This is a genomic window from Amycolatopsis mongoliensis (genome assembly GCF_030285665.1).
Taxonomy (GTDB): domain Bacteria; phylum Actinomycetota; class Actinomycetes; order Mycobacteriales; family Pseudonocardiaceae; genus Amycolatopsis; species Amycolatopsis mongoliensis.
The window spans coordinates 1,434,505-1,449,904 of sequence record NZ_CP127295.1; the positions used below are offsets into that span (position 1 = coordinate 1,434,505).

Below are 15,400 nucleotides of genomic sequence, written 5' to 3' on the forward strand. Positions count from 1 at the left end.
AAGGTTGCACTCGCAGGTCACGAACGCGTCGCGAAATCGCATTTCGGGAACCCACAAAAAAACCGCCTCGGAGCATGGCTCCGAGGCGGTTCGGGGTGGCGTGGATTCAGCCGGCCATGCTGCCGTCGCCCGCTTTCGCGGCGCCGGAGGGCACCTTCGAAACCTGCGGCGCGGGCACCGAGAACCGAGTGCTGTAGGTCTGGCTGCCGCAGGTCACGGTCAGCGGGTACGTCCCGGCGGGCGTGCCCGGCTTGAGCGCGGCGTCGGCGCTGATGTTCGCGTCGGCACCCATGAACGGGCCCGGGGTGTAGTTGGAGAAGGTCAGCGCCGGCGAGGAAAACGTCGGCGAACCGCCTTCGCACTTCGCCAGCGCGACGTTCGGCGCGTCGCGGACGTACTTGTCCACCAGCGACTGGTTGATCGCGGTGTTGACGTTGAGCTGGACGCTTCCCTTCGCCGGAGCGCCACTCGGAGCCGGGACGGTGCTCTGCTGCGCCATCGCCGGCCCCGCCAGCGCCGTCGCCCCGATCATCGCTGCCACAACGAAAACCACCGTCTTGCGCACCTTCGCACCCTTCGCGTCCTTCAGCCGTACAACCGACAAGACGCGACGGGATACGGCGGGGTTGCGTGCTTCGTCAGTCGAGATCGTCGTGACGCATGAGCTGGCGGCCGGCCTCGGTGATCGAGCCCGACAGCGACGGGTACACCGAAAATGTCAGTGCCAGGTGGTCCACTGTGAGCTGGTTCTGGACGGCGAGCGCGATGGGAAGGATGAGCTCGCTCGCCTGCGGCGCCACGACGACCCCACCGACGACCACGCCGGTGGCGGGGCGGCAGAACAGCTTCACGAAGCCTCGGCGGAGGCCCTCCATCTTCGCGCGCGCGTTGGTGGCCAGGGGCAGCATGATGGTGCGCGCGGGCACCTCGCCGGAGTCGATCGCCTGCTGGCTGATGCCGACGGTGGCGATCTCCGGGTGGGTGAACACGTTGGCGGCGACGGTCTTGAGCTTGATCGGCGCGACGCCTTCGCCCAGCGCGTGCCACATCGCGATGCGGCCCTGCATGCTCGCCACCGAGGCCAGCATCAGCACGCCGGTGCAGTCGCCGGCGGCGTAGATCCCGGGAACGGAGGTGCGCGAAACGCGGTCGACGGTGATGAACCCGCCGGGGCCGGGCGAGATGCCGACCTTGTCGAGGCCGATGTCCTTGGTGTTGGGAACCGACCCGACGGTCATCAGCGCGTGGCTGGCTTCGATCACGCGGCCGTCGGCGAGGAAGATCTCGACGCCCTTTTCGGTGCGCTCGACGCGGTCGGCGCGCGCCTGCTTCGCGACGGTCGTGCCGCGCTGCGAGAAGACCTCTTCGAGCACCGCGGCGGCGTCGGCGTCCTCGTGCGGGAGGACGCGGTCGCGGCTGGAGACGACGGTGACCTTGACGCCCATCTCGGTGTAGGCGGACGCGAACTCGGCGCCGGTGACGCCCGACCCGATCACGGCGAGGTGCTCGGGCAGCTGCTCGAGCTCGTAGAGCTGGCGCCAGTCGAGGATGCGCTCGCCGTCGGGCACCGCGCCGGGCAGCACGCGCGGGGTGGCGCCGGTGGCGATCAGGACGACGTCGGCGGGCAGCTTCTCGGTGCCCTCGGAGGTGGTCACGGCGACCTTGTGGGTCGCGAGGCCGGGCTCTTCGTCGCAGAAGCGGGCTTCGCCGATGACGACGCGGACGCCTTCGCGCTGGACGCGGGCGCGGATGTCGGCGGACTGGGCGAGCGCGAGGCCCTTCACCCGGCCGTGGACGGTCGGGAGGTCGATGCTCGTGTCGGCCATGTCGGTGTTGATGCCGAGCTCGCCGAGGTCGTGCATCTTCGCCAGCGCGCCCGAGCTCGCGATGAACGTCTTCGAAGGGACGCAGTCGTAGAGGACGCAGGCGCCACCCAGGCCGTCCCGCTCGACGATCGTGACGTCGGCCCCGTGCTGGGCTGCGACCAGCGCGGCTTCGTAGCCGGCCGGGCCCCCGCCCATGATCACGATCCTGGTCACCTGGGTCCTCCTCGGAGTGCGTGCTTGCGGTGCTCTCACCGTACGCGGCGGAGGTGACCGGACACTGAAGTGGGCGAACACGGCGAGTGCGTCCACTCGGGTCAGCCCGGGGTCGCTACGCTGTCGGCGTGCCGTTGTATGCCGCGTACGGATCGAACATGGAGCCCGCCCAGATGCTGGAGCGCGCGCCGCACTCTCCGATGGCCGGCACCGGCTGGCTGGAGGGGTGGCGCCTGACCTTCGGCGGTGAGGACCTGGGGTGGGAAGGTGCCCTGGCGACGATCGTCGAAGACCCGGCTTCCCGGGTCTTCGTCGTGTTGTACGACGTGACGTCACTGGACGAGACCGGGCTGGACCGCTGGGAAGGCGGCGAGCTGGGGATCCATTCGAAGATCCGGCTACGGGTCCAGACGATGGACGGCTCGGTCCTGGCCTGGCTCTACGTCCTGGACGCCTACGAAGGCGGCCTGCCTTCGGCCCGCTACCTGGGCGTGCTGGCCGACGCCGCCGAGGCGGCCGGAGCCCCAGCCGACTACGTCGACGACCTCAGAACCCGCCCCTGCTCCGGCATCACCGGCTAAGCCGTGTCGACCCTCCAATCACGCGTGTCGTCCCTTCAATCACGCGTGTCGACCTTCTGATCACGCTGCCCGGCCCGATCGCCGGTCGAAAGCGTCCTGCAGCTCGGCCAGAAGGCGACTTGGATCCCGGAGGTCGGCCGCGACGACCCGGATGGTGATCCAGCCGCGGGCCGCCATCCGCTCGTCGCGTTCGAGGTCGTATTCGCGCCGCTCCTCGTGGGCGGCGAACCCGTCGTACTCGAGGGCGATCTGTCTGCTCGGCCAAGCCATGTCGAACACGTAGAGCTTGCGGCCGTCGATGGCGGCGATCTCGTACTGCGGCTCGGGCACCGGAAAGCCGGCTTCGACGACGACCAGCCGGAGCACGCTCTCGGGAGGCGATTCTGCCTTGCCGGTGGCGAGGTCCAGGAGCATCAAGGCCCTGTGGATACCTCGGCGGTCCCGGCGATCGTCGAGCCGGTCGCGCACGTTCTCCCGGAGTTTCGCGCAGTGATCCGGCGGCAGTCCCCGCATGGCCTCGTCGACTGCGGTGAAGGCCGCGCGCTTGTCCCCGTCGCAGAGGAAGTCAGCCAGGGCGCGATCGAGCAGGAACGTCGCGAGACCATCGATTTCGATCACGTCCTCGTCCCGGAAGCCGCCCTGGTGCACGACCAGACCAGCCCGAGACCGGATACGCCGCGAGTACGGCACCATCACGTGGATGAGGCGGTCATCGGCAGCAGAAATGCCATGCAGGGCAAGAGAAGTGACGCCGGCCAGCGCAACGGGAGGACCGACTGCGAGCAACGCGGCAGCGGCTCTCGTCGGCAGCTTCAGCAGGTCGGTGGCGTGCACGACGACACCTCGCCACGGCTGCGACAGCAGCCCACGTTCAAGCCCCTCGATGACCTTGCGCCGACCTAGGATCCGGTCGGCCTCGCCACGCGAGAGCACTCCATGTCGCCTTGCCCACTCGATCACGACATCGAGAATGAGGCCCTTCCACGCCCGGATGGAAGGGCCTCATTCTCAATCTGTGGATAACTGCCTACCTGTGGATAACCCTGTGCACAACCCCACCCGCGCGGGAAGGGTCGACACGCGTGATTAGAGGGTCGACACCCGTGATTGAAGGGACGACACGGGGTCAGGCGAGGGAGGTTAGGGCTGTGTGGACCAGGGTTCGGACTCCGCAGAGCAGGGCTCGTTCGTCCAGGATGAACGTGGGGCGGTGGATGTCGGACTGGGGTTCCGGGGAACCCGGCCAGACGCCCAGCCGGGCGAAGGCTCCCTGGATGTGCTCCAGGTACCAGCCGAAGTCTTCGCCGCCCGAGGACTGCTCCGTCGAGGCCACCGCGCCTTCGCCGAGGGCCGCCTCCGCGCCCGCGCGCATCAGGGCCGTCGACTCCGCGTCCGAGACCACCGGCGGGACCCCGCGGCGGTAGTCCAGCGAGAAGCCCACTCCGGTCGGCGCCAGCAGCGACTGGACCGACGACGCCACCAACGGCTCCAGGGCCGTCCAGACCTCGTGGTCCGCCGTGCGCAGGGTGCCGCGCAGGACACCGTCCTGCGGGACCGCGTTGGCCGCCTGGCCCGCGTGGACCGCGCCCCAGACCAGCACCGTTCCCGACCGCGGGTCGACCCGCCGCGAGAGCACCGCCGGCAACGACGTGATCACCGTGCCCAGCGCGTGGACCAGGTCGGCGGTCAGGTGGGGCCGGGACGTGTGACCGCCCGGCGAGGTCAGCCGCAGCTCGATCAGGTCGGCCGCCGACGTCAGGGCGCCGACGCGCATCCCGATGCGCCCGACCTCCAGCCGCGGGTCCACGTGCAGGCCGTAGATCCGCTCGACGCCGTCCAGCGCGCCCGCCGCGATCATGTCCAGCGCGCCGCCGGGCATGACCTCTTCGGCGGGCTGGAAGATCAGCCGCACGCGGCCGGGCAGCTCCGGCGCGCCCGCCAGGGCGCGGGCCGCGCCGAGCAGGATCGCCGTGTGGGCGTCGTGGCCGCACATGTGGGCCGCGCCTTCGACGGTCGACGCGTAGGGCAGCCCGGTCGCCTCGGTGAGCGGCAGGGCGTCCATGTCCGCGCGCAGCGCCACGCACCGCTCGCCGCTGCCGATGTCGCAGACGACGCCGGTGCCGCCGGGCAGCACCCACGGCTTGAGCCCGACGGAGCGCAGCAGCGTGACCACCAGCTCCGTGGTCGCGAACTCGTGCCGCGACAGCTCCGGGTGCGCGTGGATGTGCCGGCGCCAGGCGAGCACGTCGGTCGCGTTGGCACGCAGCCAGTCATCGAGCCAGAACGGGCCGCGGCCCGCACCTAGGTCCTCCACGGGAGCCATGCTTACGCCCGCTTCGGAGATGAGCGCTTCGGACCCCTCCATGGGGTTGATGATGCGCCCATGGGGGTCGCCTGGAACGTCCGGTCGTGAGTCCAACACCGTCACGCCGCACCTCCTCCCGCAACACGGGTAACCCGGGCAGCGGCTGGGGTCACGCAACGTGCCGATCGATCTGTCGTACGCATTTGCAGACGATCGTGCACCATGCAGGCGGCAACGCGCGCCTCGAAGACGGCCGCCCTAGATGGCCGGTACCGGATCTGCGTTGAACGGCGTGCAGTAGTTCGGCAAAGCCGAACGCGTCAGGAACTCTTCGCCTTCTTCGAGCGGATCCGCCTGCCCCAGATCACGATGCCGAGCAGCGCCACCGCGACCACGCCCGCGATCAGCTTGTTCTTGGTCTTTTCGCTGTTCGCCTTGTCCGTCTGGGCCGGGTCGAGGACCGGGCCGGGCGGCTGGGTCTGCACCGGGACCAGCGCGACGGACGCGTGCGCCACCGTCGCCGTGACGGCTGCCGGACGCACCGGCTCGGCGAACGCCGGCGACGCGGTGAACAGCACCGCGCCCAGCACTCCGACCAGGACCAGACCGCGCAGTTTCGCCATGTCATCCCTTCGCCACGACCAGGCATTCTCCCGCGGAACGCCCGGTGCGTCAGCCACCACGCGGTGGACCGAACGCGTCGAGGATCCGCTGAGCACCGAGGGTAGCCGTCAGTTCACCGTCCCGCACCGCCCGTTCGACGTCCGGAACGACCGTTCGCACGTCCGGATGTGCCGCCAGGCGACTCAGCAGCTGTTCGCGAACCATCGCCCACGTCCAGTCGACCTGCTGCTGACGTCGCCGCGCGTCGAGCTCGCCGGACGCCGTGAGCGTGTCGCGGTGCCGCACGATCGCGGCCCAGACCTCGTCCAGCCGCAGGTTGTGCAGGCCGCTGCAGGTCAGCACCGGCGGCGTCCACGACGACTCGGGTCCGTAGATCATCCTCAGCGCGCCCGAGAGCTCCCGCGCCGCGCGGCGGGCGTCCCGCTCGTGGTCGCCGTCGGCCTTGTTGACGGCGATGACGTCGGCGAGCTCCAGCACGCCCTTCTTGATGCCCTGGAGCTGGTCACCCGTGCGGGCCAGGGTGAGGAAGAGGAAGCAGTCGACCATGTTCGCCACGGTCACCTCGGACTGCCCGACGCCGACCGTCTCCACCAGCACGATGTCGTAGCCGGCGGCTTCCATCAGCACGATCGTCTCGCGCGTCGCCCGCGCGACCCCGCCCAGCGTCCCGGACGTCGGCGACGGCCGGATGAACGCCCGTTCGTCGACCGCCAGGCGCGCCATCCGGGTCTTGTCGCCGAGGATCGACCCGCCCGTGCGCGTCGACGACGGGTCGACCGCGAGCACGGCGACGCGGTGCCCGGCCGCGGTGAGGTCGGTGCCCAGCTGGTCGATGAATGTCGACTTGCCGACACCGGGGACGCCGGTGATGCCGACGCGCTGCGCGCCACCCGAAGAGGGCAGCAGCTCGACGAGCAGCTCCTGCGCCAGTTCCCGGTGGTCCGCCCGCTGCGACTCGACCAGCGTGATCGCCTTCGACAGCGTCCCGCGGTCCCCCGCCAGCACGCCCTTGGCGTAGGCGGCGACGTCGATCTTGCGCGGCAAGGGTCAGGACTCCTGCGCCGTCAGCTGGCCGAGCAGGTCGATGGCCGCGTCCGCGAGCACCGTGCCGGGCCCGAAGATCGCGGCGGCGCCGGCCTCGCGCAGCGCCGGGTAGTCCTGCGGCGGGATGACGCCGCCGACCACGACCATGATGTCCTCGCGGCCCAGCTCGGCGAGCTCGTGGCGCAGCGCGGGCACCAGCGAGAGGTGCCCGGCGGCCAGCGACGAGACACCGACGACGTGCACGTCCGCCTCGATCGCCTGCCGCGCGACCTCGGCCGGGGTGGAGAACAGCGGGCCGACGTCGACGTCGAAGCCGATGTCGGCGAAGCCGGTGGCGATCACCTTCTGGCCGCGGTCGTGGCCGTCCTGGCCCATCTTCGCGACGAGGATCCGGGGACGGCGCCCTTCCTCCGCGGCGAACGCTTCGACCAGCTGACGGGCCTTCTCGACGTTCTGCGACTTACCCACCTCTTCGCGGTAGACGCCCGAAATCGTCCGGATCTGCCCGGAGTGCCGGCCCCAGAGCTTCTCGAGCGCGTCCGAGATCTCGCCGACGGTGGCTTTCGCCCGCGCCGCGCCGATGGCCAGCTCCAGGAGGTTGCCGCCGTTCCCGGCGCCTTCGGTGAGGCGCCGCAACGCGTCCTCGGTGGCGGCGGAGTCGCGCTCTTCACGCAGCCGCCGCAGCTTCTCCAGCTGCTGGGTGCGGACCCCGGCGTTGTCGACCTTGAGGACTTCGATGTCCTCGTCGCTGGTGACCTGGTATTTGTTCACGCCGATGACGGGCTGCCGGCCGGAGTCGATCCGGGCCTGGGTGCGGGCCGCGGCCTCCTCGATGCGCAGCTTGGGGATGCCCGCGTCGATCGCCTTGGCCATGCCGCCGGCCTGCTCGACCTCGCTGATGTGGCCCCAGGCCTTGCGCGCGAGGTCGTAGGTCAGCTTCTCGACGAACGCGCTGCCGCCCCACGGGTCGATCACGCGCGTGGTGCCCGACTCCTGCTGCAGCAGCAGCTGCGTGTTGCGGGCGATCCGCGCGGAGAAGTCCGTCGGCAGCGCGAGGGCCTCGTCGAGGGCGTTGGTGTGCAGCGACTGCGTGTGCCCCTGGGTCGCCGCCATCGCCTCGACGCAGGTGCGGACGACGTTGTTGTAGACGTCCTGCGCGGTCAGCGACCAGCCCGAGGTCTGGGAGTGCGTGCGCAGCGAGAGCGACTTCGGAGACTTCGGGTCGAAACCCTTGACCAGCTTCGCCCACAGCAGCCGCGCCGCGCGCAGCTTCGCGACCTCCATGAAGAAGTTCATGCCGATCGCCCAGAAGAACGACAGCCGCGGCGCGAACTTGTCGACGCTGAGCCCGGCGTCCACGCCCGACCGGATGTACTCGACACCGTCGGCGAGGGTGTACGCCAGCTCGAGGTCGGCCGTCGCCCCGGCCTCCTGCATGTGGTAGCCGGAGATGGAGATCGAGTTGTACTTCGGCATGTGCTGCGAAGTGAAGGAGAAGATGTCGGAGATGATCCGCATCGACGGCTGCGGCGGGTAGATGTAGGTGTTGCGGACCATGAACTCCTTGAGGATGTCGTTCTGGATGGTCCCCGCGAGCTGCTCCGGCTTCACCCCCTGCTCCTCGGCCGCGACGACGTAGAGCGCCAGCACCGGCAGCACCGCGCCGTTCATCGTCATGGAGACCGACATCTTGTCGAGCGGGATGCCGTCGAAGAGCTGCCGCATGTCGTAGATGGAGTCGATCGCGACGCCCGCCATGCCGACGTCGCCGGAGACGCGCGGGTGGTCGGAGTCGTAACCGCGGTGGGTGGCCAGGTCGAAGGCGACCGAAAGGCCCTTCTGGCCGGCGGCGAGGTTGCGCCGGTAGAAGGCGTTGGACTCCTCGGCGGTGGAGAACCCGGCGTACTGGCGGATGGTCCACGGCTGGTTGACGTACATCGTCGGGTACGGCCCGCGCAGGAAGGGCGCGATGCCGGGGTACGTGGCCAGGAAGTCCACATCGGACAGGTCGTCGGCGGTGTAGACCGGCTTGACGCCGATGCCCTCGGGCGTCTCCCAGGCCAGCGCGTCCGGGCCCTTGCCCGTGGCGGCCTCCACCGCGCGCGCCCACGTGTCGCGGTCGGCCGGCGCAGGGGTGCCGAGGTCGAGGCCGGCGAAGTTCGGGATGGTCATCGCGCAACTCCCAGCTTGACGTGCAGGCCGTTCAGGACGTCGAGGGCGTCGCAGCCGGCGAAGACGTTGGCGTCGACGCCGTCGTACGAGCCCTTGCCCGCCAGTAGTACGTAGTCGGCGCCGAGGGACGCGGCGACGTCGGCCGCCTGCGCCGCATAGGCGTCGTCGGTGCCGCAGAGGCAGGCGATCTTCGCGCCGGACTCGCGGAACGCGCCGGGCAGGTCGTCGGTCGCGCCCGGGTTGACGACCTCGATCCCGCCCGCCTGGAAGAGGTTGGCGGCGAAGCCGGCCCGCGCGGTGTGCGCGGCGACCGGGCCGAGCGTGGCCAGGAAGACCTTCGGCCGTGCGCCGGTCGAGGCGAGATACGCGTCCGACGCGTCTCGCAGCGCCTCGAAGCCTTCGGCATACCGGTGCCGCGGCAGCCCACCTTCCACAGTGGACTCCACGGGCGTCCGGACCACGGGCTTCTCGGCCAGGTTCGGGAACTCGCTGACGCCGGTGAGCGGGTCGCGCCGGGTGGCGATCCGCTTCGAGCGCTTCTCCCACGTCTCGGCGAGCCGGCCGGCCAGCGCGCCGGACGCGAGCTCGGCGACCAGGCCGCCCGCGCCCTCGATGGCGGTGAACTCGGCCCAGGCGGCGTGCGCGAGGTCGTCGGTCAGCTTCTCGACGTACCAGGAGCCGCCCGCCGGGTCGACGACGCCGGCCAGCTTGGACTCCTCCAGCAGCACCGCGTGCGTGTTGCGCGCGATCCGCGACGAGAAGGCGTCGGGCTTGCCGATCGCGGCGTCGAACGGCAGCACCGTGACCGCGTCCGCGCCGCCGACGCCCGCGCCGAAGCAGGCGACCGTGGTGCGCAGCATGTTCACCCAGGGGTCGCGCCGGGTCAGCATCGACGGCGACGTCACGGCGTGCTGGCGCATCGGCGAGGAGAACCCGCAGACTTCGGCGACGCGGGCCCACAGGCGGCGGGCCGCGCGCAGCTTCGCGATGGTGGAGAACTGGTCGGCGGTCGCGGCGATCCGGAATTCGAGCTGCCCCGCCGCGGCTTCGGCGTCGAGGCCCGCGTCGGTCAACGACCGCAGGTAGGTGACGCCGGCGGCGACCAGCGCGCCCAGCTCCTGCGCGTCCGACCCGCCGGCCTCGTGGAACGGCAGGCCGTCGGCGACGAGCGTGCGCACCTTCGGGTACTTGCCGGCGACGCGCGCGGCGAGCGCGGCGGCCGGTTCGAGCTCGACGGCCGAGCCGGTGCGCGCCGCGAGCCCGATCGGGTCGGCCCCCAGCACCGCGGTGGCTTCGCTCGCCGGGATCTCGCGCTCGTCGAACAGCTCCAACAGCGCTTCCGCCGCGGCTTCGTAGCCGGCCCCGGCGTCCAGGACCACCGGCGCCAGGTCGAGGTAGACCTCGTTGAGCGCGTCGGCGAGCGACGCGGGCGGGACGGACAGCCAGATCGACGTCACGCCGCCTTCGAGGTCGGCGAGGATCGCGCGGTTGACCTCGCGCGCGTCTTCGCCGGTGAACCGGGCCCGGACGTCCCAGCCCGTGCTGACCTGGCCTTCCGGGCGGGAACCGCGCACGAACGGCGGCAACCCGGGGAAGCCGCTGTCGCCCGGGACGTCGTCCGCGGTGTAGAGCGGCTGGATCTCGATGCCGTCGTAGGTCCGCGTGACGAGCTTGCTCTCCGGGGCGCCCGTGAAGTCCTCCGGCAGCTTGCCGCTCTTGCGCAGCACCCCGGCCACGAGCTCCTGCCACTGCTCGCGCGTCGCCTGGGGGAACTCGGCCGCGAGGTCGAGTTCGGAGATCGGCGCTGACTCCGGACCGGCCACTTCAGTCATACCCAGTGATGGTAGAGGCACGGGCCGCGTCCGACCTGTGACTCTAGTCGCGCCCCTAGGCAGATAAGGGCCGACCGGGTACGACACAATCAGGGGGTGCCCCCCTCCAGCGAAGAGAAACGACTGGTCGCCGGTCGCTACCGCCTGCGCTCGGTGCTGGGCTCCGGGTCGATGGGCACCGTCTGGTCGGCGTACGACGAGTTCCTGCACCGCCAGGTGGCCGTCAAGGAAATGAAGGTGCCGCCGGGCATCCCGTCGTCGCAGGCGGACGAGCTGCGGGAGCGCACACTGCGCGAAGCCCGCGCGATCGCCGTCCTGTCCCATCCGAACGTGATCATCCTGCACGACGTCGCCCGCGAGGACGACCAGCCGTTCGTGGTGATGGAGCTGCTGCCCTCGCGCAGCCTGGCGCACATCCTGCGCGACCACGGGCCGCTGACCGTCGAGCAGGCCGCGGCGGTCGGCATCGCCGTGGCGTCCGCGCTGGAGGCCGCGCACGCCGCCGGGATCACCCACCGCGACGTCAAGCCCGGCAACGTCCTGGTCGCGAGCGACGGCCGGATCAAGCTGACCGACTTCGGCATCGCGCGCAACGTCTCCGAGGCGACCATGACCCGCACCGGGATCATGCTCGGCTCCCCCGCCTACATCGCCCCGGAGGTCGCCTCCGGCGGCGCGGTCATCCCCGCCGCCGACCTGTGGGGCCTCGGCGCGACGCTGTTCGCCGCGGTCGAGGGCGCGCCGCCGTACGACGCCGACGGCGACCCGCTGGAGACCGTCGGCAAGGTCGTCAACGGCAAGGTGCCCAAGCCGAAGGCCGGGCCGCTCGCCAACGTCATCTCCGCGCTTATGAAGAAGGAGCCCGGCGACCGGATCACGCTGCGCGAGGTCCGGCACCGGCTGTACCCGCTGCAGACGAAGACGCCGCTCGACCTGTTCGGGCCGGACCTGTTCCGCACCCCGGACGGCAAGAAGACGTCCGCGCAGCCGGACGCGACCGACACCCAGGTGATCAAGACCGTCCTGCCCGAGAAGGCGGAGAAGAAGGCCGAGGGGTCGAGCAGCGAGCTCGCCACCGACCCGGGTCCGCTGCCGTTCCTGCGGCCGCCCACGCCCGCCCCGGCCCCGGCCCCGTCGGCTCCGCCGGAGGCGGCGACGGTGTTCGTCCCGCCGCCGCGGATGTCCGGGCGGCGGACCGCGCGGGCGACCGCCGTGCTCGCGGCCGTGGCGGTCCTGCTCTTCCTGCTGGCCGCGGGCGGCGGGTTCGCGCTGGCCAGGACAGTCGGCGGGCAGTCGCTGCTGCCGCCGGCCGCCGAGCCGGCGCCGAAGTCGAACGGGCCCACCAAGGTGCCGCCGCCGACGCTGGTGTCCCAGACCGGCAACGGCAGCTACGTGAACGGCGACGGCGGGCAGTACAGCCTCGACGTACCGGAGGGCTGGCAGAAGTTCTCCGCCCCGCACAACACCAAGTTCGGGGTGAGCCTGGCCATCCAGTACGTGTCGCCGGACGGGCGGCGGTCGCTGCGCCTGGAACGGCTGGCGAAGTACTTCGACCAGAGCGACAGCTACGAGGACTACATCGCCTGGCTGCGGGGGTCCTACCCGGGCGGCTCGCTCGCGCTCTCCCCGCCGGTGACGTCGGCGGACGGCAAGAGCGCCACGGTGACCTACCGCCTGGTCGAGGGCGGCACGGCCCCCCAGAGCGACGGCGGCGGCACCCGCGCGACGTTCATGAAGCTGGTCCAGGCCGGCACGAGCCTGTGGATCCTGTCGGTCACCGTGCCGGCCGAGCAGGAGAGCGCGGGCGAGGCGGACGTCTTCAACCCCGTCGCGCCCACCCTGCGGGTCTCGGACTAGCGGCCGGGCGCCCGGCGCAGGACGTCGCGGGACACGTGCTCCTGCGCGAGGTGGCGCAGGCCGGTGAAGATGCGGTCGCCCAGCACCGTGGCGACCAGGCCGGCCTCGATGATCTTGTCGAACGACGTCAGTCCCGTCACGACCTCGACGTCCAGCTCGGCGACGCGCACCGCCAGCTCGAAGTACTCGTCCAGGCGTTCGGCGAGCTTCTCGTGCCCGAGCTCCTTCGCCGTCGCCAGCGCGGCGACCAGGTTGCCGACCGTCCGGTTCTCCGGCTCGTGCCACTTCCAGCCGTGCCGGCGGGCCAGGTCGTGGAGCAGCCCGGACGCCCACGCGGCAGCCTCGTCCGAGACCTTCGGCGGCGCGCCGGCCAGCTCCTGCTGGACCACGCCCATCGTCTCGTGCGGGGTCTCGTCGCCGTCGACCGCCGCGAGGACGGCGCCGACCGAGGCCAGGGGCAGGCCGCCGACCTCGGTGAGCGCCTTGATCAGCCGGAGCCGCTGGACGTGGGCGGCGGAGTACCGCGCCTGGTTGGGGCTGGTGCGCTCGCCCGGCGGGAGCAGGCCTTCGCGCAGGTAGTACTTGACGGTCGCGACCGGCACCCCCGACCCGGCACTCAGTTCGGCCATCCGCATGCGCTCGCGCTCCGATCTCAGGGCCGGGCTCCGGGTCAACCCTGAAGACTTCTCAGCATGGATAGTTTAGCTTCCCATAACGGAGAGCTTGACTATCCATTCTGGGAGGGAACCATGACCATCCTTGCCGACGTCCGGAGCAGAACGCGCGGGTGGCACCGGCCGTCCGCACTGGCGGCCGCCACCCTGGGGGTGGTGGCGGTGCTCTGCGTCGCCGCACTGCTCGTCGACCAGCGGACTCTGGCCGGCGCGCCGATCTGGGCGAAGCCGTTCAAGTTCGCGGTGTCCGGCACGCTCTACTTCGCCACCTGGAGCTGGCTCGTCTCGCTGCTGCCGCGGTTCCGGCGCACGGCGAACTGGCTGACGAACTTCCTGGTGCTCGTCTTCGCCGCCGAGTACGTGCTGCTCGTGTTCCAGGCCGCGCGCGGCCGGGCGAGCCACTTCAACAACGCGACGCCGCAGGACGCCCTGATCTACAACGTCATGGGCAAGATGATCATGGGCCTGTGGGTCGCGACGCTCGTGCTCACCGTGCTGGTGATGGTCACGAAGATCGAGGATCGCGCGAGTTTCTGGGCCGTGCGCGCCGGGGCCGTCCTGTCGCTGGCGGGGATCTCGCTGGGCATCCTGATGACGTCGCCGACCGCGCAGCAGCTCGCGCAGTGGCAGACCGGCGGGCGGCCGGACATGGTCGGCGCGCACACCGTCGGGCTCGCCGACGGCGGCCCCGGCCTGCCGATCCTCGGCTGGAGCACGGTCGCCGGCGACCTGCGGATCCCGCACTTCGTCGGGATGCACGCGCTGCAGGCGCTGCCACTGCTGGCCCTCGCGCTCGCGGCACTGGCCCCGCGCTTCGCCCGGCTGCGCGAGGACGCCGTCCGCGCGCGGCTCGTCCTGGTCGGCGCGGCCGGGTACGCGGGGCTGACCGCGCTGGTGACCTGGCAGGCGTTGCGGGCGCAGTCGATCGTGCACCCGGACGCGGCGACGCTGGGCGTGTTCGCCCTGCTCGTGGCGGGGGTCGCGCTGGGCGCGTTCGCCGCGGTGCGGGTGCGGGTCCGATGACCCAGGCGCTGTTCACCTGGGCGTTCCCGCTGGCGACGCCGTTCTGGGCCGTGCTGATCCTGGCGCCAAAGTGGCGCTGGACACCGCGGATCATGGCGTCGCCGTGGGTGCCGCTGCTGCCGCTCGCCTGCTACTTCGCGCTCGTGCTGCCGCACTTCGGCGAGTGGGGACGGGCGATGCTCCGGCCCGACCTCGGCGTGCTGCAGACGCTGCTCGCCACGCCGTGGGGCGCGGGGCTCGTCTGGGCGCACCTCATCGCGTTCGACCTGTTCATCGCGCGGTGGATGTACTTCGAAGCGCGCGAACACGGGCTCTCGCCGTGGATCGTGAGCCCGATCCTGGTGCTGACGATCTTCCTCTCCCCGTTCGGGCTGGTGGTGTTCCTCGTGGTGAGGAGCGTCCGGATACGCTCCCTCGCATGAGTGAACACGAGGCCGCGAGCGCCATCGCCAAGCGCACCGGCGTGGACGCGCACGACATCGCGGTGGTCCTGGGGTCGGGCTGGCGCCCGGCGGCGGACGTCATCGGGGAGTGCGAGACGGAGATCCCGTTCGCCGAACTGCCCGGCTTCACCACGCCCGGCGCGGTGGGCCACGGCGGCACCATCCGCTCGCTGAAGGTCGGCGACAAGAACGTCCTGGTGATGCTGGGGCGGACGCACTTCTACGAGGGCAAGGGCATCGACCCGGTGGTGCACAACGTGCGCACCGCGGCGGCGGCCGGCGTCCGGACGGTGCTGCTGACGAACGCGGCGGGCGGGCTGCGCGAGGGGTTCCAGGTGGGTCAGCCGGTGCTGATCTCCGACCACCTGAACCTGACCGCGCGCTCGCCGATCGTCGGCGCGAACTTCGTCGACCTGACCGACCTGTACTCGGCGCGGCTGCGCGGGATCGCCCGCGAGATCGACCCGTCGCTCGAGGAAGGCGTCTACGCGGGCCTGACCGGGCCGCACTTCGAGACGCCGGCGGAGATCCACATGCTGCGCACGCTGGGCGCGGACCTGGTCGGCATGTCGACGGTCCTGGAGGCCATCGCGGCGCGCGCGGCCGGGGTCGAGGTGTTCGGCCTGTCGCTGGTGACGAACCTGGCCGCCGGGATGACGGGCGAGCCGCTGAACCACGAAGAAGTCCTGGAAGCGGGCCGCGCGGCCGCGACCCGGATGGGCTCCCTGCTGCGTGAGCTCGTCTCCCGCGCCTGACCCCAACCCGTCACTTTCCCCGTGAAAGTGTTCCGGAGGTAGGTTCTCCAC

14 protein-coding genes are annotated in these 15,400 nt (G+C 71.2%); 5 read left to right on the forward strand and 9 right to left on the reverse strand.

Annotated elements, in window-relative coordinates; all coding sequences use genetic code 11:
* Positions 1 to 106 precede the first annotated feature (106 nt).
* Both QRX60_RS06680 and QRX60_RS06685 read right to left on the reverse strand, forming a co-directional pair.
* Positions 107 to 565: a hypothetical protein gene (locus QRX60_RS06680; protein WP_285999925.1), complete on the reverse strand. Its 459-nt coding sequence runs from the start codon at positions 563 to 565 to the stop codon at positions 107 to 109.
* 73 nt (positions 566 to 638) lie between these two features.
* The gene (locus QRX60_RS06685; protein ID WP_285999926.1) at positions 639 to 2,039 is read right to left on the reverse strand and encodes an NAD(P)H-quinone dehydrogenase; all 1,401 of its coding nucleotides are present in this window, start codon (positions 2,037 to 2,039) and stop codon (positions 639 to 641) included.
* A 128-nt stretch (positions 2,040 to 2,167) separates the two neighbouring features.
* Between QRX60_RS06685 and QRX60_RS06690 the strand changes: the two genes are divergently transcribed.
* Entirely contained in the window at positions 2,168 to 2,620 is a 453-nt protein-coding gene (locus tag QRX60_RS06690; protein ID WP_285999927.1) for a gamma-glutamylcyclotransferase, read from the forward strand.
* Positions 2,621 to 2,680: 60 nt separating this feature from the next.
* On the opposite strand, the gene QRX60_RS06695 is transcribed toward QRX60_RS06690, so the two are convergent.
* From QRX60_RS06695 to QRX60_RS06720, 6 genes are all read right to left on the reverse strand, one after another.
* Positions 2,681 to 3,580, reverse strand: a complete 900-nt coding sequence (locus QRX60_RS06695; protein ID WP_285999928.1) for a DUF559 domain-containing protein — start codon at positions 3,578 to 3,580, stop codon at positions 2,681 to 2,683.
* 166 nt (positions 3,581 to 3,746) lie between these two features.
* Positions 3,747 to 5,048: an amidohydrolase gene (locus tag QRX60_RS06700; RefSeq protein ID WP_285999929.1), complete on the reverse strand. Its 1,302-nt coding sequence runs from the start codon at positions 5,046 to 5,048 to the stop codon at positions 3,747 to 3,749.
* A gap of 197 nt (positions 5,049 to 5,245) precedes the next feature.
* Positions 5,246 to 5,548 carry a hypothetical protein gene (locus tag QRX60_RS06705; RefSeq protein ID WP_285999930.1) on the reverse strand — a complete coding sequence of 101 codons (303 nt, stop codon included), beginning with the start codon at positions 5,546 to 5,548 and terminating at the stop codon, positions 5,246 to 5,248.
* Positions 5,549 to 5,597: 49 nt separating this feature from the next.
* Entirely contained in the window at positions 5,598 to 6,593 is a 996-nt protein-coding gene (gene meaB, locus QRX60_RS06710) for a methylmalonyl Co-A mutase-associated GTPase MeaB (protein WP_285999931.1), read from the reverse strand.
* Between the two features lie 3 nt (positions 6,594 to 6,596).
* Complete coding sequence (gene scpA, locus QRX60_RS06715) at positions 6,597 to 8,765, reverse strand: methylmalonyl-CoA mutase (RefSeq protein WP_285999932.1); 2,169 nt, start codon at positions 8,763 to 8,765, stop codon at positions 6,597 to 6,599.
* Positions 8,762 to 10,597 carry a methylmalonyl-CoA mutase family protein gene (locus tag QRX60_RS06720; protein WP_285999933.1) on the reverse strand — a complete coding sequence of 612 codons (1,836 nt, stop codon included), beginning with the start codon at positions 10,595 to 10,597 and terminating at the stop codon, positions 8,762 to 8,764. The genes scpA and QRX60_RS06720 overlap by 4 nt, the downstream gene beginning before the upstream one ends.
* 123 nt (positions 10,598 to 10,720) lie before the next feature.
* On the opposite strand from QRX60_RS06720, the gene QRX60_RS06725 reads away from it, so the two are divergent.
* On the forward strand, positions 10,721 to 12,454 hold the full coding sequence (locus QRX60_RS06725; protein WP_408630260.1) for a serine/threonine-protein kinase: 1,734 nt from the start codon (positions 10,721 to 10,723) through the stop codon (positions 12,452 to 12,454).
* Here the strand turns inward: QRX60_RS06725 and QRX60_RS06730 are convergent.
* Positions 12,451 to 13,089, reverse strand: coding sequence for a MerR family transcriptional regulator (locus QRX60_RS06730; protein ID WP_285999935.1), 639 nt, complete (start codon positions 13,087 to 13,089; stop codon positions 12,451 to 12,453). The two genes, QRX60_RS06725 and QRX60_RS06730, sit on opposite strands and share 4 nt — an antisense overlap.
* 114 nt (positions 13,090 to 13,203) lie before the next feature.
* Between QRX60_RS06730 and QRX60_RS06735 the strand changes: the two genes are divergently transcribed.
* Genes QRX60_RS06735 through QRX60_RS06745 form a run of 3 tightly spaced genes read left to right on the forward strand, consistent with a single transcriptional unit; the run spans position 13,204 to position 15,349 of the window.
* On the forward strand, positions 13,204 to 14,151 hold the full coding sequence (locus QRX60_RS06735; protein ID WP_285999936.1) for a hypothetical protein: 948 nt from the start codon (positions 13,204 to 13,206) through the stop codon (positions 14,149 to 14,151).
* Positions 14,148 to 14,573, forward strand: coding sequence for an ABA4-like family protein (locus tag QRX60_RS06740; RefSeq protein ID WP_285999937.1), 426 nt, complete (start codon positions 14,148 to 14,150; stop codon positions 14,571 to 14,573). Before QRX60_RS06735 ends, QRX60_RS06740 begins: the two co-directional genes overlap by 4 nt.
* Complete coding sequence (locus tag QRX60_RS06745; protein ID WP_285999938.1) at positions 14,570 to 15,349, forward strand: purine-nucleoside phosphorylase; 780 nt, start codon at positions 14,570 to 14,572, stop codon at positions 15,347 to 15,349. The genes QRX60_RS06740 and QRX60_RS06745 overlap by 4 nt, the downstream gene beginning before the upstream one ends.
* Positions 15,350 to 15,400: the final 51 nt, after the last annotated feature.

Bases quoted from the DNA above. Each gene is read 5' to 3' on its own strand.
- QRX60_RS06705 (WP_285999930.1), bottom strand. From the start codon at position 5,548: ATGGCGAAACTGCGCGGTCTGGTCCTGGTCGGAGTGCTGGGCGCGGTG.
- scpA (WP_285999932.1), bottom strand. From the start codon at position 8,765: ATGACCATCCCGAACTTCGCCGGCCTCGACCTCGGCACCCCTGCGCCG.
- QRX60_RS06720 (WP_285999933.1), bottom strand. From the start codon at position 10,597: ATGACTGAAGTGGCCGGTCCGGAGTCAGCGCCGATCTCCGAACTCGAC.
- QRX60_RS06730 (WP_285999935.1), bottom strand. From the start codon at position 13,089: ATGCGGATGGCCGAACTGAGTGCCGGGTCGGGGGTGCCGGTCGCGACC.
- QRX60_RS06735 (WP_285999936.1), top strand. From the start codon at position 13,204: ATGACCATCCTTGCCGACGTCCGGAGCAGAACGCGCGGGTGGCACCGG.
- QRX60_RS06740 (WP_285999937.1), top strand. From the start codon at position 14,148: ATGACCCAGGCGCTGTTCACCTGGGCGTTCCCGCTGGCGACGCCGTTC.
- QRX60_RS06745 (WP_285999938.1), top strand. From the start codon at position 14,570: ATGAGTGAACACGAGGCCGCGAGCGCCATCGCCAAGCGCACCGGCGTG.